This is a genomic window from Streptomyces sp. NPDC041713 (assembly GCF_055591085.1).
The window spans coordinates 409,461-430,268 of sequence record NZ_JBVIZY010000003.1 but is presented as its reverse complement, the minus strand read 5'-3'; the positions used below and the strand labels follow the sequence as shown (position 1 = coordinate 430,268).

General features: G+C 70.7%; 20 protein-coding genes. 6 read left to right on the top strand and 14 right to left on the bottom strand.

The window, feature by feature from the left end; all coding sequences use genetic code 11:
- Positions 1–115: 115 nt before the first annotated feature.
- From ACZ6CV_RS11565 to ACZ6CV_RS11550, 4 genes are all read right to left on the bottom strand, one after another.
- Positions 116–349, bottom strand: a complete 234-nt coding sequence (locus ACZ6CV_RS11565; protein ID WP_355812385.1) for a DUF6458 family protein — start codon at positions 347–349, stop codon at positions 116–118.
- A gap of 78 nt (positions 350–427) precedes the next feature.
- The gene (locus tag ACZ6CV_RS11560; protein WP_469250632.1) at positions 428–1,726 is read right to left on the bottom strand and encodes a M18 family aminopeptidase; all 1,299 of its coding nucleotides are present in this window, start codon (positions 1,724–1,726) and stop codon (positions 428–430) included.
- 42 nt (positions 1,727–1,768) lie between these two features.
- Positions 1,769–2,380, bottom strand: coding sequence for a Uma2 family endonuclease (locus ACZ6CV_RS11555; protein WP_469250631.1), 612 nt, complete (start codon positions 2,378–2,380; stop codon positions 1,769–1,771).
- A 129-nt stretch (positions 2,381–2,509) separates the two neighbouring features.
- Positions 2,510–4,336, bottom strand: coding sequence for an acyl-CoA dehydrogenase (locus ACZ6CV_RS11550; protein ID WP_469250630.1), 1,827 nt, complete (start codon positions 4,334–4,336; stop codon positions 2,510–2,512).
- 134 nt (positions 4,337–4,470) lie between these two features.
- Here ACZ6CV_RS11550 and ACZ6CV_RS11545 point away from each other — a divergent pair, with 134 nt between their 5' ends.
- From ACZ6CV_RS11545 to ACZ6CV_RS11535, 3 genes are all read left to right on the top strand, one after another.
- Complete coding sequence (locus ACZ6CV_RS11545; protein ID WP_055563227.1) at positions 4,471–4,962, top strand: SseB family protein; 492 nt, start codon at positions 4,471–4,473, stop codon at positions 4,960–4,962.
- A 378-nt stretch (positions 4,963–5,340) separates the two neighbouring features.
- Positions 5,341–7,050 (top strand): glycerophosphodiester phosphodiesterase family protein, encoded by a 1,710-nt coding sequence (locus tag ACZ6CV_RS11540; protein ID WP_469250629.1) that lies wholly within the window; start codon positions 5,341–5,343, stop codon positions 7,048–7,050.
- Between the two features lie 168 nt (positions 7,051–7,218).
- The gene (locus ACZ6CV_RS11535; RefSeq protein ID WP_362376529.1) at positions 7,219–8,175 is read left to right on the top strand and encodes a pirin family protein; all 957 of its coding nucleotides are present in this window, start codon (positions 7,219–7,221) and stop codon (positions 8,173–8,175) included.
- 84 nt (positions 8,176–8,259) lie between these two features.
- Here the strand turns inward: ACZ6CV_RS11535 and ACZ6CV_RS11530 are convergent, their stop codons facing one another.
- Complete coding sequence (locus ACZ6CV_RS11530; protein ID WP_469250628.1) at positions 8,260–8,565, bottom strand: hypothetical protein; 306 nt, start codon at positions 8,563–8,565, stop codon at positions 8,260–8,262.
- 385 nt (positions 8,566–8,950) lie between these two features.
- On the opposite strand from ACZ6CV_RS11530, the gene ACZ6CV_RS11525 reads away from it, so the two are divergent.
- Complete coding sequence (locus ACZ6CV_RS11525; protein WP_469250627.1) at positions 8,951–10,030, top strand: AI-2E family transporter; 1,080 nt, start codon at positions 8,951–8,953, stop codon at positions 10,028–10,030.
- Between the two features lie 217 nt (positions 10,031–10,247).
- Here ACZ6CV_RS11525 and ACZ6CV_RS11520 read toward each other — a convergent pair whose 3' ends face one another.
- Together ACZ6CV_RS11520 and ACZ6CV_RS11515 are read right to left on the bottom strand one after the other, a co-directional pair.
- Positions 10,248–11,270 (bottom strand): hypothetical protein, encoded by a 1,023-nt coding sequence (locus ACZ6CV_RS11520; protein WP_469250626.1) that lies wholly within the window; start codon positions 11,268–11,270, stop codon positions 10,248–10,250.
- Positions 11,271–11,466: 196 nt separating this feature from the next.
- Positions 11,467–13,692: an ATP-binding SpoIIE family protein phosphatase gene (locus tag ACZ6CV_RS11515; protein WP_469250625.1), complete on the bottom strand. Its 2,226-nt coding sequence runs from the start codon at positions 13,690–13,692 to the stop codon at positions 11,467–11,469.
- A gap of 163 nt (positions 13,693–13,855) precedes the next feature.
- Between ACZ6CV_RS11515 and aspS the strand changes: the two genes are divergently transcribed.
- Entirely contained in the window at positions 13,856–15,619 is a 1,764-nt protein-coding gene (gene aspS, locus ACZ6CV_RS11510; protein ID WP_469250624.1) for an aspartate--tRNA ligase, read from the top strand.
- Between the two features lie 147 nt (positions 15,620–15,766).
- On the opposite strand, the gene ACZ6CV_RS11505 is transcribed toward aspS, so the two are convergent.
- The 7 genes from ACZ6CV_RS11505 to ACZ6CV_RS11475 form a co-directional block, all read right to left on the bottom strand.
- Positions 15,767–15,946 (bottom strand): hypothetical protein, encoded by a 180-nt coding sequence (locus tag ACZ6CV_RS11505; protein WP_362376538.1) that lies wholly within the window; start codon positions 15,944–15,946, stop codon positions 15,767–15,769.
- Positions 15,947–16,329: 383 nt separating this feature from the next.
- Positions 16,330–17,190, bottom strand: coding sequence for an alpha/beta fold hydrolase (locus ACZ6CV_RS11500; RefSeq protein ID WP_469250623.1), 861 nt, complete (start codon positions 17,188–17,190; stop codon positions 16,330–16,332).
- A 13-nt stretch (positions 17,191–17,203) separates the two neighbouring features.
- Complete coding sequence (locus tag ACZ6CV_RS11495) at positions 17,204–18,490, bottom strand: beta-ketoacyl-[acyl-carrier-protein] synthase family protein (RefSeq protein WP_469250622.1); 1,287 nt, start codon at positions 18,488–18,490, stop codon at positions 17,204–17,206.
- Positions 18,490–18,726 (bottom strand): acyl carrier protein, encoded by a 237-nt coding sequence (locus ACZ6CV_RS11490; protein WP_355812428.1) that lies wholly within the window; start codon positions 18,724–18,726, stop codon positions 18,490–18,492. Before ACZ6CV_RS11490 ends, ACZ6CV_RS11495 begins: the two co-directional genes overlap by 1 nt.
- Before the next feature lie 189 nt (positions 18,727–18,915).
- Positions 18,916–19,101 (bottom strand): DUF397 domain-containing protein, encoded by a 186-nt coding sequence (locus ACZ6CV_RS11485; protein WP_469250621.1) that lies wholly within the window; start codon positions 19,099–19,101, stop codon positions 18,916–18,918.
- The gene (locus tag ACZ6CV_RS11480; protein ID WP_469250620.1) at positions 19,098–19,283 is read right to left on the bottom strand and encodes a DUF397 domain-containing protein; all 186 of its coding nucleotides are present in this window, start codon (positions 19,281–19,283) and stop codon (positions 19,098–19,100) included. Before ACZ6CV_RS11480 ends, ACZ6CV_RS11485 begins: the two co-directional genes overlap by 4 nt.
- Positions 19,284–19,291: 8 nt before the next feature.
- On the bottom strand, positions 19,292–20,143 hold the full coding sequence (locus ACZ6CV_RS11475; protein WP_362376548.1) for a helix-turn-helix domain-containing protein: 852 nt from the start codon (positions 20,141–20,143) through the stop codon (positions 19,292–19,294).
- 233 nt (positions 20,144–20,376) lie between these two features.
- Between ACZ6CV_RS11475 and ACZ6CV_RS11470 the strand changes: the two genes are divergently transcribed.
- Entirely contained in the window at positions 20,377–20,778 is a 402-nt protein-coding gene (locus ACZ6CV_RS11470) for an ATP-binding protein (RefSeq protein ID WP_469250619.1), read from the top strand.
- The last annotated feature ends 30 nt before the right edge of the window (positions 20,779–20,808 follow it).

The following is a 20,808-nucleotide window of genomic DNA, read 5'->3' as shown; positions in this document are numbered from 1 at the left end:
TCATGCCTACCCCGCCGGGCGGCCGACCCGTCGTACATCGGACATGACACAGCCGGCCCGCGCCGTACGGGGGACGGCGGCACGGACCGGCTGTGCGGGGTGTGTGCGGAGTGTCTCAGTAGCCGCGGCGCTGCTGCTCGGGGTCGACCACGGGAGCGGCGCCCGCGACCGGCGGCACCACCGCCCGCCTGCGGCGCGCGATGCTGGTGAAGACGGCGACGCCGATGAGCCCCACGGCCATCATGATGACCCCCGCGACGGTGAGGTTGACCCCCTCGATGTCCCAGTCGGTCGCGAACGTGAGGATGGCACCCGCGGCGATCAGGATGATGCATCCGCCCAGGCCCATGTGGACCGCCTCCCTGCTGTAGTGGCTACGAAGTCTCCGTGTACCCGGGAGCGTTGAGGCCACACAGACATTCGGACGTCAGCCCTCCAGGAACGCCACCAGCGCGTTGGCCAGCAGGTGCGGGTCGTCCGCGCCGCACAGTTCGCGCACGCTGTGCATGGAGAGGATCGCGACGCCGATGTCGACCGTCTTGATGCCGTGCCGGGCCGCGGTGATCGGACCGATCGTGGTGCCGCACGGCATCGCGTTGTTGGAGACGAACGACTGGAAGGGCACGCCCGCCTTCTCGCACGCGGCGGCGAACACCGCGCGGCCCGAACCGTCCGTCGCGTAGCGGTTGTTGACGTTGACCTTGAGGATCGGGCCGCCGTTGGCGCGCGGGTGGTGCGTCGGGTCGTGCCGCTCGGCGTAGTTGGGGTGCACGGCGTGGCCGGTGTCGGAGGAGAGGCAGACGGAGCCGGCGAAGGCGCGGGCCTTGTCCTCGTAGGCGCCCCCGCGGGCGAACACGGACCGCTCCAGGACGCCGCCGAGCAGCGGCCCGTCGGCGCCGGTGTCGGACTGCGAGCCGTTCTCCTCGTGGTCGAAGGCGGCGAGCACGGGGATGTACGGGAGGTTCTCCTGGGCGGCGACGGCGGCGAGGGCGGCCGTCGCGGAGTGCACGGACAGGAGGTTGTCCATGCGGGGGCCCGCGACGAGTTCGCGGTCACGGCCGAGGAAGGCGGGCGCCTCGATGGCGTACGTCATGAGGTCCCAGCCGGTGACGTCGCCCTCGCCGAGGCCGCTCTCCTCCTCCAGGAACCGGATGAGGTCGCCCTCGTGCACGTCGTCGCCGAGCCCCCAGATGGGCTGCATGTGCTTCTGCTTGTCGAGCTTGAGCCCCTCGGTGTGCACGGACCGGTCCATGTGGATGGCCAGTTGGGGCACGCGCAGCAGCGGCCGGTCGACGTTCACGAGCCGCGTGGTGCCGTCGCGCAGCGAGAGCCGCCCGGCGAGGCCGAGGTCCCGGTCGAGCCAGGAGTTGAGCAGCGGGCCGCCGTAGATCTCGACGGCCACCTGGCGCCAGCCGTGGCCGCCCGCGTCGGGCTGCGGCTTCACGCGGAGGTTGGGGGAGTCGGTGTGGGCGCCGACGATGCGGAACGGGGTGTGCGCGGCGGCGTTCTCCGGCACGTACCAGGCGACGATGGCGCCGCCCCGCAGCACGTACTTGCCGCCCGTGCTCCCGTCCCAGGAGTCGGTCTCCTCGACCTGCCGGAACCCGGCCTTCTCCAGCCGCTCGGCGGCGCTCGCGACGGCGTGGTAGGGCGTGGGGCTGGCCGCCAGGAACGCCATGAGGTCTTCGGTGTGGCCGCGGTCGAAGGGCCCGGAGGATGTGCGCATGCCGGCCAGCCTAATGGGGCCGGTGTTCGGGTGGCGGGGCGATCAGAGGCGGTGGTATTCGGTGAGGTCGATGTCGATGGTGAACGGCGTGGCGAGCTTGAGCTGGTCGTGGTGGATGCCGGTGGACACGTACGTGCGGGTGTGCGGGTCGAGTTCGTAGGTGTGAACGGCGGGCCGGTTGTTCTCGTCCATCCGGACCAGCCAGTAGTGCCGGATGCCGGCTGCCGCGTACTTGCGGGGCTTGGTGTCCTGGTCACGGTCCTCGGAGTCGGGGGAGACGACTTCCACGGCGAGCAGGACGTCCTCGGCTTGGTAGCGGGTCTGGCAGTCGTCGGCGTCGGCTTCCGCGGTCACGACCACGAGGTCGGGCTCGGGTGCCTGCTTGCGGCCGAGGACGACGGCCATCTCGCGGCGGACGCGTAGGTGCTCGGGGAGGGCGGCCCGTACGCCGTTCACCAAAAGATCAATTGCCAGCGTATGGAACTTTCGCTGCGGACTCACGAAAACCAGGCTCCCGTCGATCAGTTCTGTGTGCGGCGGGAGGTCAAGGGTGAAGAAGTCGTCCGTCGTGTAGCCGTCCTGCGGCGGTGTCGGCCACGCCGAGCCGTCGGGTTGGAGCGCGTGCAGCGCGTCGGTGCGAGGCTCAGCGGTCATGGTTCCTCCCATGGACGGGATTCTCGGCCGTTCCGTCAGCGTACCCAGCCCCTACGACAATGCCGCCACCCGAAAGGATCGGATGGCGGCATCGCGCTGACGTGCGAGAGAAACCCGTACGGGCAGGTACTAGAACGCCGCCTCGTCCAGCTCCATCAGGTCCAGCTGCACGCCCTCGGCGAGCTTCCGCTCGGCCGTGACGTTCGGGAGGATGTTCGTGGCGAAGAACTTGGCCGCCGCGATCTTGCCCTCGTAGAAGGACTTGTCCTTCGCCGAGGCCGTCTCCAGCTTCTCGGCGGCGACCGCGGCACCGCGCAGGAGCAGGTAGCCGACGACGACGTCGCCCGAGGCCATCAGGAGGCGCGTGGTGTTCAGGCCCACCTTGTAGATGGACTTCACGTCCTGCTCGGTCGCCGCGAGGTCGGTCAGCATGACGCCGACGATGGCCTCCAGGTCGACCGCGGCCTTGGCCAGCTCCTCGCGGGCGCCGGCCAGCGCCTCGCCGCCCGTGCCGACCGCAAGGAACTTCTTGATCTCCTCGGCGAGGCCGTTCAGCGCGGCGCCCTGGTTGCGGACGATCTTCCGGAAGAAGTAGTCCTGGCCCTGGATAGCCGTCGTGCCCTCGTAGAGGGTGTCGATCTTGGCGTCCCGGATGTACTGCTCGATGGGGTACTCCTGGAGGTACCCCGAGCCGCCGAACGTCTGGAGCGACTGCGCCAGCTGCTCGTACGACTTCTCCGAGCCGTAGCCCTTCACGATGGGCAGCAGCAGGTCGTTGAGGGCGTGCAGCTGGGACGCGTCCTCGCCCGCCGCCTCCTTGACCTGGATGTCGTCCTGGACGGCCGCGGTGTGCAGCACGAGCGCGCGCATGCCCTCCGCGTACGCCTTCTGCGTCATCAGGGCGCGGCGCACGTCCGGGTGGTGGGTGATCGTCACCTTGGGCGCGGTCTTGTCCATGAACTGGGCCAGGTCCGGGCCCTGCACGCGCTCCTTGGCGTACTCCAGGGCGTTGAGGTAGCCCGTGGAGAGCGTCGCGATCGCCTTCGTGCCGACCATCATGCGGGCGAACTCGATGATGCGGAACATCTGGCGGATGCCGTCGTGCTTGTCGCCGATCAGCCAGCCCTTGGCGGGGTGCTGGTCGCCGAAGGTCATCTCGCACGTGTTGGAGGCCTTGAGGCCCATCTTGTGCTCGACGTTCGTCGCGTACACGCCGTTGCGCTCGCCCAGCTCGCCGGTCTCCCAGTCGAACTCGTACTTCGGGACCAGGAAGAGCGAGAGGCCCTTGGTGCCGGGGCCGTGGCCCTCGGGGCGGGCGAGGACGTAGTGGAGGATGTTCTCCGACATGTCGTGCTCACCGGACGTGATGAAGCGCTTCACGCCCTCGATGTGCCAGGTGCCGTCCGCCTGCTGCACGGCCTTCGTGCGGCCCGCGCCCACGTCCGAACCGGCGTCCGGCTCGGTCAGCACCATCGTCGAGCCCCACTGCTTCTCGACGGCGATCTCGGCGACCTTCTTCTGCGCCTCGTTGCCCTCCTCGAAGAGGATGCCGGCGAACGCGGGGCCCGAGGAGTACATCCACACGGCCGGGTTGGCGCCGAGCAGCAGCTCCGCGTAGCCCCAGATGAGGGAGCGGGGCGCGGTGGTGCCGCCGATCTCCTCGGGCAGGCCGAGGCGCCAGTACTCGGAGTCCATGAAGGCCTGGTAGCTCTTCTTGAAGGACGCGGGGACCGGGGCGGTGTTGGTCTTCGGGTCGAAGACCGGCGGGTTGCGGTCGGCGTCCTCGAAGGACTCGGCCAGCTCGTTCTCCGCGAGGCGGCGCAGCTCGTCGAGGATGCTCTTGGCGGTGTCGACGTCCATCTCCGCGAACGGGCCGGTGCCGTACAGCTTGTCGCGGCCGAGCACCTCGAAGAGGTTGAACTCGATGTCGCGGAGATTCGACTTGTAGTGGCCCATGGCGAAGGCTCCGTAAGCAGGAAAGGGATGAATACCAGCACGATGCATACCAGCAAGTAGCTACGATGATGCTACCCGTCGGTAATAAGACGCAACCCCCGAGCCTCCATCTGTGACTCAGTACGCTTGCGCGCATGTACGGCTACGACCAGAACCCCGGGGCCCAGCAGCAGTACGCCCCGCCGGGCGCGCAGCCGCCGCCGCAGCAGATGCAGGGCATGCCCGGCGGTGGCTACGGCCAGCAGCCTCCGCTCTACCCCGAGCCCTCGCCGCCCTCCCTCGCGGACGCGGTGCGCGCCTTCACCACGGGGTCGATGTCCGCCGAGGACTTCCAGCAGGCCTTCGCCACGTCGAAGGTCTACTGCCCGCGCGGCGACAACCCCGGCTTCCTCGCCCTGCACAACACCCAGCAGCCCGTGATCCCGATGTTCACCTCCCTCAAGGAGCTGCGCCGGTACGCGGGCAAGGACTCCAAGTACTTCGTGATCACGGGCGCGGAGGTCATCGACCTGCTCCCGACGGGGTACGGCTTCGTCCTCGACATGGAGGGCGAACACCGCATGGTCTTCGACGCGAAGGCCGTGGAACAGATGGTCGACTTCGCGATGCGACGCATGTACGGCTGAGGGGCCTCGGGCGGCGGCGGGGACGGGGTGTCCTCGCGGGGCGGGTGACCGGGTGCCGTGGGCGTTCCCGGAGATGTCGTCGTGCGCGGGCTGACGGGCGGCCCGTGGGTGGGGTGTGTGTGCTCGGGCGGTGACGGGGGCGGGGAGCTGTCCTCGTACGCGGTGGCCGGGTGCCGTGGGCGTTCCCGGGGATGTTGTCGTGCGCGGGCCGGCGGGCGGCTCGCGGGTGCGGTGCGTGTGCTCGGACGGGGCTGGGGTGGTTGTGCGGGGCCGCAGGTGGCGTCGCGTCAGGTGAACGGGTGACGGGGGCCCTTGGGGGGTCGACGGTCGTGGACGGGTGGGGGCCCGGCGCCGATGCTCTGACCTATGCCGTCGTCCATGATCGCGCGTCGCCGTCCCGCCCTGTCCGTGTACGTGGCCGCGACCGTGGCCGTGGCCGCTCTCGCGTGCGCGTCGTTGCTCGGCGCCGCTCCGCCGACGCGGGCCATGCCCGCGCCGTGGGCCCTCGCTGAGCCCGAGCCGCCTGCTCCCGGCGTGCCGGGGTCGCCGGGCCTGCCGGGACCGCCCGGTGGCGTGACGGTTCCCGTCGAGCCCGCGTCGCCGCCCTCCGTCGAGCCCGCGCCTGCGCCTGCCGTCGAGCCCGTACGGCCGGTCGAGCCCCGCCCGGTCCAGCCGGTCCAGCCGGTCCAGCCGGCCCACCCGGCCCAACCGCTCCAGCCCCCGCCGGGCCCCGCGGCCCCCGCCTCCTCCCCCGCCCCCGGCGCCCCGGGCGCCCCCGCCGAAACCCCCGCCGAACGCGCCCGCCGCGCCTTCCTCGACCACGGCCCCAAGGCCGGGGTGATGATCGCCGCCCACCGCGGCCAGTGGCGCAAGGCGCCGGAGAACAGCGTCGCCGGGATCCGCGCGGGGTTCGCGGACGGCGCCCAGATCGTCGAGGCGGACGTCCGGCTGACCAAGGACAAGGTCCCGGTCCTGATGCACGACGTGACCGTGGACCGCACCACCAACGGCAAGGGCCGCGTCGCCGACCTCACCCTGGCCCAGCTGCGCGCCCTCCGCCTCCGGGCAGGTCTCGGCGGCCGCCAGGCGCCCCTCACCGCCCACCACGTCCCCACGCTCGCCGAGGCCATGACGGCCGCCCGCACCCTCGGCCTCGTCAACCTCGACCAGGCCTGGCGGGACCGCGAGGCCGTCTGGCGCGTCCTGGAACAGACCGGCACCGTCCGCACCGGCCTCTTCAAGTCCCGCGCCCCGGTGCCCGAGGTGCGGGCGTTCCTCGCGCGGCACCCCGGCGCGCTGTACATGCACCTGGTGGACGACGCCAACGCCGCCTCCGTGGCGGAGTTCGGAAAGGGCAGGCCGCCCGCCTTCGAGGTGGTCTTCGACGACGTCCGCGACAAGGTGGCCGCGCCGGCCTTCGTACGGGATCTGCGGACGACCGGACGGGTCTGGTTCGACACCATGTGGGACGGCCTGGCCGCCCGCTACACCGACGAGGCCTCGCTGATCTCCCCGGCGCGCGGCTGGGGCAAGCTGCTCGCCGACTCCAGGGCGACCGTCCTGCTGACCGACAACGTCGAGACGCTGAGGTCGTACCTGGCCAGGGGCGCCGGGGATCCGGTGCCGCCGGGCGCGGTGCGCGTGCAGGGCGAGAACTACGCGCCGGGCGGCGAGGGCGCGGCGTACCACGACCTCGACGCGCGGAACCGGGGCGACGGTCCCGGCCGGCGCGGCGACGGCGTCGACGTCTGCGACCACGACGGGGCGGTGGTGGTCTGCTGGATGCGCGGCGGGGAGTGGCTGACGTACGGCGTGGACGTGCCGAAGGCCGGGCGGTACACCCTCAAGATCCGGGCGTCCTCCCCGTACGCACCCGCCGGGACCTACCGCGTCGCGTACGACCGGGGCGGGCCCGGCAAGGCGGTACGGGTGGCCACCACGACGAGCCACCACGCGTACGCGCTCCAGGACAGCCGTGATCCGCGGCAGCTGACCCGTGGGCGCCACACCGTGCGGCTGTCCCTGGACACGGGCGTCCCGCAGAACTGGAACCTGGACTACGTGCAGCTGGAGCCGGTCCGGTCCTGAGGGGCGTCCCGGCGGGCCGGCGTCCCGGCGGGCCGGTGCTCGAGCCACAAGATCAAGCCAACCGTTCGACCTCGTGCGGCCCGGAGGGAATGCCCTCCGGGCCTCGTTCGTTCAAGTGGCAGAAAGTTCTACGTTCAACTAAAGTGGACGCACGAGGAGGTACCGACCATGCCTGCAGTGACTGTCGAGAACCCGCTGACCCTGCCCCGGGTGGTGACGCCGGCCGACGCCGAGCCGCGCCCCGTGCTCGCCGTGACCACGGCGCCGAGCGGCTTCGAGGGCGAGGGGTTCCCGGTGCGCCGGGCCTTCGCGGGGATCAATTACCAGCACCTCGACCCGTTCATCATGATGGACCAGATGGGCGAGGTGGAGTACGAGGCGGGCGAGCCGAAGGGCACCCCGTGGCACCCGCACCGGGGCTTCGAGACGGTCACGTACCTGATCGACGGAACCTTCGTCCACCAGGACTCCAACGGTGGCGGCGGCACCATCCGCAACGGCGACACCCAGTGGATGACGGCGGGCTCCGGCCTGCTGCACATCGAGGCGCCGCCGGAGTCCCTCGTCCTGTCCGGCGGTCTCTTTCACGGCCTCCAGCTGTGGGTGAACCTGCCCGCGAAGGACAAGATGATGGACCCCCGCTACCAGGACATCCGCGGCGGCCAGGTCCAGCTGCTCTCCACCCCCGACGGCGGCGCGCTGCTCCGCGTCATCGCGGGCGAGCTGGACGGCCACGAGGGCCCCGGCATCACGCACACGCCGATCACGATGATCCACGCGACGGTACGGCCCGGCGCCGAGGTGACCCTGCCCTGGCGGGCGGACTTCAACGGCCTCGCGTACGTGCTCGCGGGCCGCGGCACGGTGGGCACCGAGCGCCGCCCGGTCCAGATGGGCCAGACGGCGGTCTTCGGCACGGGTTCGTCCCTGACGGTCCGAGCGGACGAACGCCAGGACGCCCACGCCCCCGACCTGGAGGTAGTCCTCCTGGGCGGCCGGCCGATCCGCGAGCCGATGGCCCACTACGGCCCCTTCGTGATGAACAGCCGAGCCGAACTCCAGCAGGCCTTCGAGGACTTCCAGAAGGGTTTGCTGGGCACGGTGCCGGCGGTGCACGGCATGTGAGCGGGTCCGTCGCGGGGCGCGGAACGGGGTGAGGCTCACGGCACCGCGGAGGCGGACTCTTTTGGCCTCCACGGTGCCGGAGGGTCAACGGTCGCGGCCGATGGCCTCGATCCACGCGGAGGCGGGCACGAGCTCCGGCCCGCGGACCTCCTCCGCACCGGCGACCAGCACCAGCCAGCGCAGTTCGTCGCAGGCGAAGAACGACTCTCCCCAACTGTCCACCCAGACCCGCGCGGACCCTTCCCCAGGGCTGGTCAGATCCCACCAGGCCCAGCCCCGGGTCTCCGACTCCGGGTCGAATTCGTAGAGCCACTCCTGGAGCTCCCAGGGCCCGTTCCCGAACCGGGTCAGATAGACCTCGAGGCCACGCCTCGCAAAGTCAGGGCTCACCCCGAGGTCCCCGCCGCTGACGGAGCGGAACCAGCCCGGAATGTCGTCGACGGGCAGACAGCCGTCCACGAAGGACTCGGACAGAGCGAGCCCCAGAGCGCCGCCCCTGCCAACTGGTCGCGGATACGCCCCAGTTGCTTGGGACCACTGACGCTCCCTCGACCCGCCACGGGCCGTTCCAGCTCCTGGTCGATGCCGACCAGGGCCCGCTCGATCGCGGCGAGCGCCGGATATCAGAACCGCGGGTGGTGGCGCAGGAAGCCACACGTCCTGCCCTGGTGCGCGGACTGAAACCGTGTAGGGGGCCGGAGCGCACGCCTGTGCCCTCCCCGGCCGTGATGCGGCACGTTGCCGTGCCGGTGCACGGCATGTAGCCGTACAAAACATGCACGGGTGGTGGCCCCGTGGTCGGGTAAGAGGGGTGAGTACCCTTCTGCCCGAAGCCGCGCGTCGTCTCGCCGCCTGGTGTGTCGTCCTCCTCCTCGTCACCGGCGTCGCCGCCGTCGGCGTCTGGCTCATCGTCACGTTCAAGACCGCGGTGACCCCCGTCCTGCTCGCGCTTCTCGGGACCGCCCTTCTCGGGCCGCTCTACCGGCGGCTGCTCAAGATGAAGGTGCAGCGTTCGCTCGCCGCCGGGCTGACCTGTGCCGCGGTCGTCGCCGTCGTCGGAGGCGCCACGTACATCGTGGTCAAGGCGCTCATCGACAGCGGGGACCAGATCGTCTCCTCGCTCAAGCAGGCCGCGACCGATCTCTCGAAGTACTTCGGGGCCGCCGGGACCTCGCTCGACGACATGGCCTCCAACGCCAAGGAGCTCTTCGGCAAGTTCGGCGGGACCGCCGCGTCCGGGGTCATCAGCGGCCTCAGCACCGTCGGCGAGATGATGGCCATGGCGGTCCTCGCGCTGCTCCTCGTCTTCTTCTTCCTGCGCGACTCGGAGCGGGCGATGGGCACGCTCCGCTCGCTCGCGCCCGGTGACAACGCCGACTCCATCGAGGCCATGGCGCGCCGCGCCTTCGAGGCCATCGAGGGGTTCATGCGCGGCACCACGATCATCGCGTTCATCGACGCCCTGTGCATCACCGTGGGACTGCTCGTCCTCGGGGTCCCGGGCGCCTGGGGTCTCGGCGCGCTGGTCTTCGTCGGGGCCTACATCCCGTACCTCGGCGCGTTCCTGTCCGGCGCCGTCGCCGTCCTCGTCGCCCTCGCCGACCGCGGCTTCGCCATCGCCCTCTGGACGCTCGGCGTCGTCCTCGCCGTACAGGTCCTCGAAGGTCACATCCTCCAGCCGATGATCCAGAGCCGCACGGTGCAGATGCACCCCGCGGTGGTGATGCTGGCGATCACGGCGGGCGCCTCCGTCGCCGGGATCCTCGGCATGCTCCTCGCGGTACCGCTCACGGCCGCGGCGTTCGGAATCGTCTCGGAGCTACGGGACCGATACGCCGTATCGACGACCCAATAGGGGGCCAATAGAGACGCGGGGGACCCCGGGCAACCCTCAGGGGCGCGGGGAACTGCGCGCCCAGCCACCAACAACCCGCACCCGGCGACGCGACCACCCGCAAGCCGCCCCCTACTCCGCCCCGTCGGAGGCCCGTAGATGGCGGGGGCGGGTAAGTCGGCTCGGGCTCGACGTAGTTCGGTCGTCGCAGGTGAGGACGCCGAGCTCACCGCAGGCATCAGTAGCGACCCGACATTTCCTCCAGGGCGTCCAGGGATTCGGCGTTCTGAGGGGTGTCCTCGACGACGGATCTGAGCTCCGGATGCGACGTTTGTTGCGAAAGCCAGTCCAGTGCGGCGAAGGGGGACAATCCTTGGCTGTGGGCCTCCTGAAGGCGCAACAACCATTTCGCTCCCACATCGAATGCCTCATCACCGGCTGCCGTTCGAGGTACATAACCGGCTGCGGCATCGCCCACGGACACCCAGACGAAGCCGAGTGTCCTGCCATCCCGCTGGATGGAGACGTACCGCACCGGGTGCTCGGTGATCGACTCGTACTCAGACTCGTACTCAGACTGCGGAACGCGGGCGCTCAGCAGACTCGCCCGGTTGAGTCCTTCGAACGTTCCCCAGGAATCGGCGTAGGCAGGGCCCTCGCTCCTTAGGTCTCTGAAGCCGGTCGCGCTCGGCGCCGCGTGACGGTTCTCGTCGCCCGGTGTGGGGGAGCTGCCCAGCAAGGCCGAGATGCCCTCCAGGGCGGCGGTGAGCCGGGGCGCGTTCGCCGCATGCAGCTCCGGCTGCTCGCGGTCTCGGGTGTCCATAGTCAGCCAGGCGTCGGAGTACGTCTCCAGCGTCACTACGAGCAGCTTGCCATCCCAGACCTCCACGTGGATGACGAACAGCTTCTCCGCCCGGTATTCGAACCCCGGTTCCAGCCAACGCCCAGGGCATTCGATCCGAATGGTGAGGACGAAGTCGCCGTCGAGCATCTCGGCCCGCGCCACCGCCCGGGCGAGATCCGACTGAGGCGCAAGGGGATCCGATGCAAGGAGCAGCCCGCTCTCATCGACGCGAACATCGCGCAGCTTGTCCCCGCTCCGGGCCAAAACCCTGACCTTTCCGTCGGGCACGGCCAGGTTCCGTTCGGCCAGCTCGTTCCAGACCGCCGCCGCGGTCTGCAAGGCACGGGTAGGCCGGATCTCGTCGTCGTGCGCCGTGACTTCCCACGTCCAGTCGCCGACAGGGGTCGAGGTGATCACAACATGTCCTTGGGGTCGGTCTTACTGCCTGGCGGGATCACGAGGTTTCCGTCCTCAAGACGTACGACGAAAGTCTTCGGGCAGGGGGAGGCCTCGGCGACGAAGTCGGCAACGAAGTTCAAGCGCGCGCCGCGCCAGTGAACCGAACAGGATCTCCGGCGACGAAGACCAGGAGGGTACGAAGAGCCGCGCCCCCCTACCCCAGCCCGTCCGCCCCCGCCTCCCCGCCGGAGGTCCCCGCCCCCGCCCCCGCGTCTTCATACAACTCAAACCAAATGCTCTTCCCGTCCCCCCGCGGATCCACCCCCCACGCCCCCGCCAGCAGCTCCATCAGCACCAGGCCGCGGCCCGAGGACGCCAGTTCGCCGGGGTGGCGGCGGTGGGGGAGGTCGTCGCTGCCGTCCGCCACCTCCGCCCGCAGGCGGCGCGCGCCCGGGACGCCCGTGACCTCGGCGACCAGCATCGCGTCGCCGTCCGTGTGCACCAGTACGTTCGTGAGCATCTCCGAGACCATCAGGACCGCCGAGTCGACCTGGTCGTCGTCGGCCCAGTCGTGCAGCAGGTCCCGCAGGTGGCGGCGGGCCCCCGCGACCCGTTCCGGCTCGGCCTGGGCGACCGTCAGGACGGTGCGGCGGGCGTCCGTGCGCTGCTCGGGGCGGCCCGTACGGCTCAGCAGCAGCACCGCTATGTCGTCCTCGCGGCGGTCCGCCAGCGGACCCGTGGTGTGGTGCGAGGAGGGGCCGTGGACCGCCTGGACGAGGCGGTCGGCGAGCAGCTCCAGGCCATCCTCCAGGCCGCCCTCCTCCTCTTCGCCCAGATAACCCTCCAGCGTCGTCCTGATCCGCGACCAGCCGCTCTCCAGGTCGTGGCCGCCGGTCTCGATGAGCCCGTCGGTGCAGATCAGCATGGTCTCGCCGGCCTCCAGGACGAGCCGGGTCGTGGGGTAGTCCGCGTCCGGGTCGATGCCGAGCGGCAGGCCGCCCGCGGTGGGCCTCTGCAGAACCGTTCCGTCAGCCATCCGTATCGCCGGTTCGGGGTGCCCGGCGCGGGCGATCTCCAGGACGCCGGTCGCCGGGTCCGCCTCCACGTACAGGCAGGTCGCGAAGCGCGGGTCGTACTCGTTGGCCTCGTCGGCGCCCGATCCGGTCGACCCGTAGGAGATCGACTCCGTGATCCCGGAGAGGAAGCGGGTGGCGCGGGAGAGGACCGCGTCCGGGCGGTGCCCCTCGGAGGCGTACGCCCGCAGCGCGATCCGCAGCTGCCCCATCAGGCCCGCCGCCCGCACGTCGTGCCCCTGCACGTCGCCGATGACGAAGGCGATGCGGCCGCTGGGCAGCGGGATCATGTCGTACCAGTCGCCGCCGACCTGAAGCCCGCCGCCGGTCGGTACGTACCGGGCGGCCACCGACATGCCGGGGATCCGCGGCCCCAGCATCGGCAGCATCGACCGCTGCAGCCCCTCGGTCAGCTCCCGCTCGGACTCCGCGACCCCGGCCCGGGACAGGGCCTGCGCCAGCATCCGCGCCACCGTCGTCAGGACGGAGCGCTCGTCGGGCGTGAAGGAGACCGGATACGTGAAGGCGGCCATCCACGTGCCCATCGTGCGGCCCGCGACCGTCAGCGGCAGGAACGCCCACGACTGCCGCTCGAAGCGGCTGGCCAGCGGCCAGGCGGCGGGATAGCGCCTGCGGTAGTCCTCCGGCGTGGAGAGGTAGACGGCCCGGCCCGTGCGCACCACCTCGGCGGCCGGATAGTCGGTGTCCAGGGGCATCGCCGAGAAGGGCCCGTCGTCGCCCGGCTGGTGCCCGTGGTGCCCGATGATCGTCAGCCGCTCGCCCTCCGCCCCGAACACCGCGAGGCCGTCCGGCGAGAACCCCGGCATGGAGAGCCCGGCGGCGACCCGCAGCACCTCTTCCGTGGAGCGCGCCTCGGCGAGCGCCCGGCCCGCGTCGAGCAGGAACGCCTCGCGGGAGCGGCGCCAGTCGCCGGTGACCGGGGTACGGGCGGCCGAGCCCGGCGCGGGCTCGGTCACCTCCTGCAGGGTGCCGATCAGCTCGTACGCCTCGGTGGCACCGTGCATCACCGGCTTGGAGCGGCTGCGCACGATCCGCAGGACGTGCCGCCCCGTCTCGTCCATGATCCGCAGCCGCGCCTCGGCGAGGGTGCCCTCGGCGACGGCGAGCTGGACGGTGCCGTAGATCTCGTTCCAGTCCACCGGGTGGAAGCGGGAGCGCACACCGGCCTCGGAGAGCGTCTGGGAGCGCTCGGGCAGGCCCAGGAGCCGGGCCGCCTCGGCGTCCAGCGTGACGGTGCCCGAGGCGTTGTCCCAGCGCCACAGCCCGGTCGCGATGGCCGCCAGGACGTCCCGTACGGGAGGCAGGGGGTCGTCCCCCACCTGCGGTACGGGATCGTCGGTGCGCATTGACCCACTTTAGGAAGATGTACAGGGACACCGCCACCGTGCGCCACCGATTCCGGGGCCTCGCGGGGTGGTGGCACCGGATATCCGGAAAGCGATCTTCGCCCGGACGGTAGCCTTGGGGGGTCTGCTCTCTCCCCTATTCGCGAAGACTGGATGAACGACGATGCATCGGTACAGGTCCCACACCTGCGGCGAGCTCCGCGCCTCTGACGTCGGCACCGACGTCCGGCTGAGCGGCTGGCTGCACAATCGCCGAGACCTGGGCGGCATTCTCTTCATCGATCTCCGCGATCACTACGGCATCACGCAGCTGGTGGCCCGCCCCGGCACCGCGGCCGCCGAGGTCCTGGACAAGCTGTCCAAGGAGACCGTCGTCCGGGTCGACGGCAAGGTCGTCTCGCGCGGCACGGACAACGTCAACCCGGAGCTGCCCACCGGCGAGGTCGAGATCGAGGCCTCCGAGGTCGAGGTGCTCGGCGAGGCCGGCCCGCTGCCCTTCACGATCAACGCCGAGGACGGGGTGAACGAGGAGCGCCGCCTGGAGTACCGCTTCCTCGACCTGCGCCGCGAGCGCATGCACCGCAACATCATGCTGCGCAGCGCCGTGATCGCCTCGATCCGCTCGAAGATGGTGGCCCTCGGCTTCAACGAGATGGCGACGCCGATCCTCACCGCGACCTCCCCCGAGGGCGCCCGCGACTTCGTCGTCCCCTCCCGCCTGAACCCCGGCAAGTTCTACGCGCTGCCGCAGGCCCCGCAGCAGTTCAAGCAGCTGCTGATGATCTCCGGCTTCGACCGGTACTTCCAGATCGCGCCGTGCTTCCGCGACGAGGACGCCCGCGCGGACCGCTCGCCGGGTGAGTTCTACCAGCTCGACGTCGAGATGAGCTTCGTGGAGCAGGAAGACGTCTTCCGCCCCATCGAGAGGCTCATGACGGAGATCTTCACCGAGTTCGGCAACGGCCGCGAGGTCACCTCGCCGTTCCCGCGCATCCCGTTCCGCGAGTCGATGCTGAAGTACGGCAACGACAAGCCGGACCTGCGCGCCAAGCTCGAACTGCACGACATCACCGACGTGTTCGAGGGTTCGGAGTTCAAGGCCTTCGCGGGCAAGCACGTGCGCGCGCTGCCCGTCCCGGACACCGCGTCGCAGTCCCGCAAGTTCTTCGACGGCCTCGGTGACTACGCCGTCGAGCAGGGCGCGAAGGGCCTGGCCTGGGTGCGCGTCGCCGAGGACGGTTCGCTGACCGGACCGATCGCCAAGTTCCTGACCGAGGCGAACGTCGCGGAGCTGACCAAGCGCCTCGGCCTGGAGGCCGGCCACGCCGTCTTCTTCGGCGCGGGCGAGTTCGACGAGGTCTCGAAGATCATGAGCGCGGTGCGCGTCGAGGCCGCCAAGCGCGCCGGGCACTTCGAGGAAGGCGTCTTCCGCTTCTGCTGGATCGTCGACTTCCCGATGTACGAGAAGGACGAGGACACCGGCAAGGTCGACTTCTCCCACAACCCCTTCTCGATGCCGCAGGGCGGCATGAAGGACCTGGAGGAGAAGGACCCGCTCGACATCCTCGCCTGGCAGTACGACATCGTCTGCAACGGCATCGAGCTGTCCTCCGGCGCCATCCGGAACCACGAGCCCGAGGTCATGCTCAAGGCCTTCGAGATCGCGGGGTACGACGCGGAGACCGTCGAGCACGAGTTCGCGGGCATGCTGCGCGCGTTCCGCCTCGGCGCCCCGCCGCACGGCGGCATCGCCCCCGGCGTCGACCGCATGGTGATGCTCCTCGCCGACGAGCCGAACATCCGCGAGACGATCTCGTTCCCGCTGAACGGCAACGCGCAGGACCTGATGATGGGTGCGCCGACCACGCTCGACGAGGCGCGGCTGCGGGAGCTCAACATCTCCCTGCGGAAGCCTGCGGCGCAGTAGCGGTTTCCCCCTGCGACGGGGTGACGTCGCTATGAAGGCCCCGGAACCTTTGGTTCCGGGGCCTTTTGGGTTCGTCGTCCTGCTGCGGGTGCTGTGTGGCTGGGCGCGCAGTTCCCCGCGCCCCTGAGAGGAGGGCTCCGCCCTCTCTCAGGCGGCGTGCGTCGGGGAGGAGTTGGCTTCCGCTTCTGCCCATTCCGTTACGAGGCGCTCGTACACGAGGCGCTCGTCGGGGCGGAGGCGTCCGCCCGCGCGCAGCCACAGCGCACGGATTTCCGCGTTGACCTCGTCGGCGGTGCGTCGCCGGTCGGGGGAGGGAGTCGTGGCCATGTCGTGAAGCTTACGTAGGCAGGTGTGAAGGCGGCGTCAATTCAAGCCTTCTCTCCGCATGACTTAGCTCACCGTGAGGTGTGCCACCCGGCTCAGTGGGCAGCCTGACCGAGCCGGACCCATGGTCCGCCGGGCGCGCGCCGGAGCCCGCGGCCGAGCGCCTCTCCGCGTGTCCGCGGTCTCTCCGTCAACTCCCTCCCCCACCTGGGAATTCGAGCGCCTGTGCGGCGGCCCCGCGTTACACGTGACACGGGAGAGGACGATGGTGCGGGCCAATTGGGTTGCGTGCGGGCGGAATTCGGGGGTCCGGTACCGGCCGGGCGCGGAGGCGGCTCAAGGGCTCCTCAGGGGCTCCGCACGGGTATCTCAGGGGTGGCGCAGAATCATCGCTCGCGGCTGGTGGACGCCGCGGGCTGCAGCCGGCTGTCCGTGATGAAGGAGGTCACCAGCGAGATGACGGTTTCCGGCCGCTCCATGAGCAGCATGTGATCGGCGTCGGGGATCGTGACGAACCGGCTTCCCTCGATGGTCGAGGCGAAGGCGCGCTGCTGTTCCGGCGTGGTGACGGTGTCGTGTTCGCCGCAGAAGACCAGGGTCGGTACGCCGGTGAGCCCGCCGGCGAGTTCGGTGCGGGTGCCGAAGGCGCGGGCCAGCGCGTCGTCGATGTCGCGCCGGTCGGTGGCGCGCAGCAGGGTGCGCCGGAAGTAGCTGAGGGCGAGGTCCCTGCGGTGGACGTACCGGTTCTCGTCCAGGCAGAAGAACTCCGCGGCCATCGTGTTCACGAAGCCGTCCACGTCGCCGGCGCTCAACAGCCGGTGCGAGGCGCGGCTGCGGTCGAACTGCGCCTCCGTGATGTGTGAGGGGACCCCGCCGAGCAGGAGGCGGGCGCAGCGCTCGGGGTGGCGCTGGGCGTAACGGAAGGCGATGGACGCGCCGTAGGAGTAGCCGTAGAGGTTGACCCGGGGCGTCTGCAGGCCGTCGATGACCGCTTCGAGCGCGGCGCACAGGGTGTCGATGCCGTGCCCGGCGGGCAGCGGGTCGGCGTCGCCGGAGTCCGGCAGGTTGGCCGTGACGAGGCTCGTCAGGCCGCTCAGCGCGTCCTCCATCTGCGGCCAGTCGTACATCCCCTGGAACACCCCGCCCAGCGCGACCAGGGGTTCGGTGCGCGAGGTGCCCTGCCGCAGCATGCGGTACGGGAAGGACAGACCCTCCACCGTCAGGGTGCGGACGGTCTCCTGGGGCATGGGACTCCTCGGTTCAGTCGCGGGTGAGGATGAGGGCGGCGTTGTGGCCGCCGAAGCCGAGCGAGGTCGACGCCGCGCAGCGCAGCCGGGCGGGGCGGGCGGAACCGGCCACCACTTCGAGGGGCACGGCCGGGTCCTGCCGGTCCAGGTTCACCGTCGGCGGGATCAGCTGCTCCTCGAGGGTGAGCACGGTCAGGGCGGCCTCGATGCCGCCGGCCGCGCCGAGGGCGTGCCCGGTCATGGCCTTGGTGGAGGTGAGCAGCGGGTGGTCGCCGAGGACGCGGTGCAGGGCCGCGCTCTCGACGAGGTCGTTGATGACGGTCGAGGTGCCGTGCGCGTTGACGTGGCCGACGTCGGCCGGGGCGGCGTCGGCGTCGGCGAGGGCGGCGCGCAGGGCCGCCTCGATGCCGGCCCCGCTCTCGTCCGGGGCGACCGGCGAGAAGGCGTCGTTGGACGCCCCGTACCCGGCGACGTGGGCGCGGACCGTGGCGCCGCGGGCCCGCGCGTGCTCGGGGCGCTCCAGGACGAGCAGGCCGGCGCCCTCGCCGACGACGAAGCCGTCCCGGTCGGCGTCGAAGGGGCGGCAGGCGGCGGCCGGGTCGTCCACGCGGGTGGAGAGCGCCCGCATCTGGCACGTACTGGCGAAGACCAGGCGTGAGGCCAGGGACTCCGCCCCGCCCGCGACGGCGATGTCGCAGCGGCCGGCCCGCAGCCAGCCGAGGGCGGTGCCGATCGCGTCGGTGCCGGAGGCGCAGGCGGTGCTGACCGCGAGGCTCGGGCCGCGGGCGCCGAGGTCCCGGCAGACGCTGCTGGCGGCGCCGTTGGGCACGCTCAGGGGGGCGACCTTCGGGGCGACCCTGCGGGGGCCGCGGTCGGTGAGGACGGCGTGCTGCTCGTCGTAGAACTTGAGCCCGCCGTGGGCCGAGCCGATGACGACCGCGACGCGGGTGCCGTCCCAACTCGCCGGGTCCAGGCCCGCGTTGGCGACGGCCTCGCGGGCGGCGATGACGGCGAGCCGGGCGAAACGGTCCATCAGCAGGGTGTCGCGGCCGAGTTCGCTCTCGAAGTCGATGCCCTCGACCGTGTACATGAAGTCGCAGGGCAGGCCTTGGAGGGAGTGCGGGCGGCGCAGGGAGCGGGGCCTGGAGCCGGTGGTGATCTCACTCCAGGCCCGCTTGACGCCGACGCCGGCGGCGGTGACGAGGCCGATGCCGGTGACGGCGACGGGGCCCTGGGAGGGGACTTGGACGGAGCCACGGGTGGGCCCCGGTGCCGGGATTGGTGGCCGCGAGCCCGCCATCAGACGGCCGCCGTCTTCTCGCACACGGCGGTGAGGAGGTGGTTCAGGGTGTCCCGCGACGTCAGGTGCACGTCTTCCAGGTCCACGTGCAACTCGTCCTCGAGGACGAGTCGGAGCTCTTCCAGGGCGAGGGAGTCGATGTGCATCCGGTGCAGCGGGGTGTCGGGGTCCAGGGATTCCGGCGCCAGCCTGAACATCCGTGACACCAGGGCGGTTACGTGTTCTGCGGCATCCACCGGTTACTCCCTCACTCGTCCGTCCCGACCGGCCATCGGGAGCCCTGCCCAACGGCGTTCGGGGCCGCGAAGTCACGGGGGTTGCGGCGGCGCGGGGACGGTGGGGGTGCCCCGGGGGGCTCGGGGGGGAGCCCTCCGCCGGGCCACCCCACGGGGGGCGTGCGCTCGGGCGCGCGGGGGCGGGACGGCTCAGCGGCCCCCGCGCTTGAGCGCCCGGAGGAGGTGGGCCAGGGCGGTGGGGGTGGGGTGCAGTTCCTCGGCGGGGGCTTCGCTTTCGCGGAGGCGTATGTGGCCGTTGACGTCCGCCAGTTCGACGCACGCGTTGCCGTCGCCGCCCCCGGAGAACGAGGACTTCTGCCAGGTGGTGGTGTTCACGGACGGGCGGCTTTGAGCGCCCGCAGGAGGTGGGATATGGCAGTGGCGGATGGCTGCAGCTCGGCGCCGGGATCTTCGCTTTCGCGGAGGTGGAGGTGGGGGCCGGTGTCGGATAGTTCTATGCACGTGTCGCCGTCGCCGCCGCCGGAGAAGGAGGACTTCTGCCAGTGGACTTGTTTCATTGGGCGCCTCATAGCTCTTTGAGTACGTGGTGGATGAAGTCTCGCGACGGTGCGGGGTCGAGTGACGACTTGTTCACCTGGGCAAGCAAGGCTCGAAGCCGCGCGAGATGCGGCTCCGCATCGATGATTGCGGTACCGGTAGGCGAATCTCGAAGCCCGGTGTCCAGCCTCGTCAACGGGCCGCCGAGATACATCATCGTGGCCCCGGCGCCGGCGAAGTTGTCCTGATCGAAGGGGATGACACGAACGCTGACGTGGTCGTGATCCGTCTGGGCAAGAATGGCCTTCAGTTGCGCCCTGGCGACGCGCCGGTCCGCAACGCGAATGCGCAGTGCCGCCTCGTGGATGAACGCCTCGTAAGGGGTGGGGTCAGCCCCTTGGAGCACGGTGCGACGCCTCATGCGGTGATCCAGGCGCGGATTCAGCTCGCTGTCTGGAATCCCCGGAGTTGTGTACGAGTAGACCGCACGGGCGTAGTCCGGGATCTGGAATAGCCCTGGCACGTATGTGATGACGACCTCTCGGAGGAAGGTCGCATGGTGCTCCAACTCGGAGGTATCCAGGAACGGCGGTGGGAGGACTCCTTTGAACTCTTCCCACCAACCGCGTGTGCGGTCGGTGGCCAAGGCGACCAAAGCCTCGATCAACGCCTGGTCCGCACAGGCGTAATGGGCGGCGAGTCGGCGCACGCGCTCCTCGCTCACCCCCGCGAACCCTGCCTCGACCTGGCTGATCTGTGCGGAGGTCGAGCTCAGTAGCGCCGCGACTTCACGTGCCTTAAGCCCAGCGGCTTCCCGAAGCCTGCGCAGCTCTGTCCCTAGGCGAACCTGCCGGGCCGTGGGTTGACTCCTTGGCGCCACGCGCCCCTCCTGCTCTCAACTGCCGGGTTGGCGTGCCCCGTTCGAGTGTCAGATTACGCTACGGACTTGCGAGAGGAAAAATTTTTGCGCTACCGTCGGTGACGCGTCGCACACGCTGCGAGACCGGGGATCCGGAAGCGCACCACCCCGTCATGCCATGGCGGACGTGACACTGCCACCGCCCAGGATTCGCCGCGCCCGGCAACTCCCCTTACCGCAACAGGAGTTCTCGTATGCCCGGAAGCAGTGAACCCTGGGAGTACACCCTGTACATCCCCCACGACCTCCGCGCCGTCACGCTCTGCCGAAACGCCCTGCGGCTGATGCTCACCCTCCACTGCCTATCCCAACTCAGCGACATGGCAGAGCTGTTGGCGACCGAGCTGGTGTCCAACGCCGTGCGGCACACCAAAGGCCCCGCCGCCCTCCGCGTCCGTTACGCCGACGGGGTCCTCCGGATCGGCGCGTGGGACGCGGACCCGACGCCACCGGCACCGCCCCCGCGCGTGGCCGACCCGGGCGCCGAACGGGACCGGGGCCTGGACCTCGTGCGGGCCTGCGCCGACGGCTGGGGCTGGCACCCGGCGGCCACGGAACCCGGCAAACACGTCTGGTGCGAACTCGACGCGGCCTAGCTCGTTGATCACGTCGTACAGAAAGGAGGA

Bases quoted from the DNA above. Each gene is read 5' to 3' on its own strand.
- ACZ6CV_RS11565 (WP_355812385.1), bottom strand. From the start codon at position 349: ATGGGCCTGGGCGGATGCATCATCCTGATCGCCGCGGGTGCCATCCTC.
- ACZ6CV_RS11560 (WP_469250632.1), bottom strand. From the start codon at position 1,726: ATGCGCACATCCTCCGGGCCCTTCGACCGCGGCCACACCGAAGACCTC.
- ACZ6CV_RS11555 (WP_469250631.1), bottom strand. From the start codon at position 2,380: ATGACCGCTGAGCCTCGCACCGACGCGCTGCACGCGCTCCAACCCGAC.
- ACZ6CV_RS11550 (WP_469250630.1), bottom strand. From the start codon at position 4,336: ATGGGCCACTACAAGTCGAATCTCCGCGACATCGAGTTCAACCTCTTC.
- ACZ6CV_RS11545 (WP_055563227.1), top strand. From the start codon at position 4,471: ATGTACGGCTACGACCAGAACCCCGGGGCCCAGCAGCAGTACGCCCCG.
- ACZ6CV_RS11540 (WP_469250629.1), top strand. From the start codon at position 5,341: ATGATCGCGCGTCGCCGTCCCGCCCTGTCCGTGTACGTGGCCGCGACC.
- ACZ6CV_RS11535 (WP_362376529.1), top strand. From the start codon at position 7,219: ATGCCTGCAGTGACTGTCGAGAACCCGCTGACCCTGCCCCGGGTGGTG.
- ACZ6CV_RS11525 (WP_469250627.1), top strand. From the start codon at position 8,951: ATGCACGGGTGGTGGCCCCGTGGTCGGGTAAGAGGGGTGAGTACCCTT.
- ACZ6CV_RS11515 (WP_469250625.1), bottom strand. From the start codon at position 13,692: ATGCGCACCGACGATCCCGTACCGCAGGTGGGGGACGACCCCCTGCCT.
- aspS (WP_469250624.1), top strand. From the start codon at position 13,856: ATGCATCGGTACAGGTCCCACACCTGCGGCGAGCTCCGCGCCTCTGAC.
- ACZ6CV_RS11505 (WP_362376538.1), bottom strand. From the start codon at position 15,946: ATGGCCACGACTCCCTCCCCCGACCGGCGACGCACCGCCGACGAGGTC.
- ACZ6CV_RS11500 (WP_469250623.1), bottom strand. From the start codon at position 17,190: ATGCCCCAGGAGACCGTCCGCACCCTGACGGTGGAGGGTCTGTCCTTC.
- ACZ6CV_RS11495 (WP_469250622.1), bottom strand. From the start codon at position 18,490: ATGGCGGGCTCGCGGCCACCAATCCCGGCACCGGGGCCCACCCGTGGC.
- ACZ6CV_RS11480 (WP_469250620.1), bottom strand. From the start codon at position 19,283: ATGAAACAAGTCCACTGGCAGAAGTCCTCCTTCTCCGGCGGCGGCGAC.
- ACZ6CV_RS11470 (WP_469250619.1), top strand. From the start codon at position 20,377: ATGCCCGGAAGCAGTGAACCCTGGGAGTACACCCTGTACATCCCCCAC.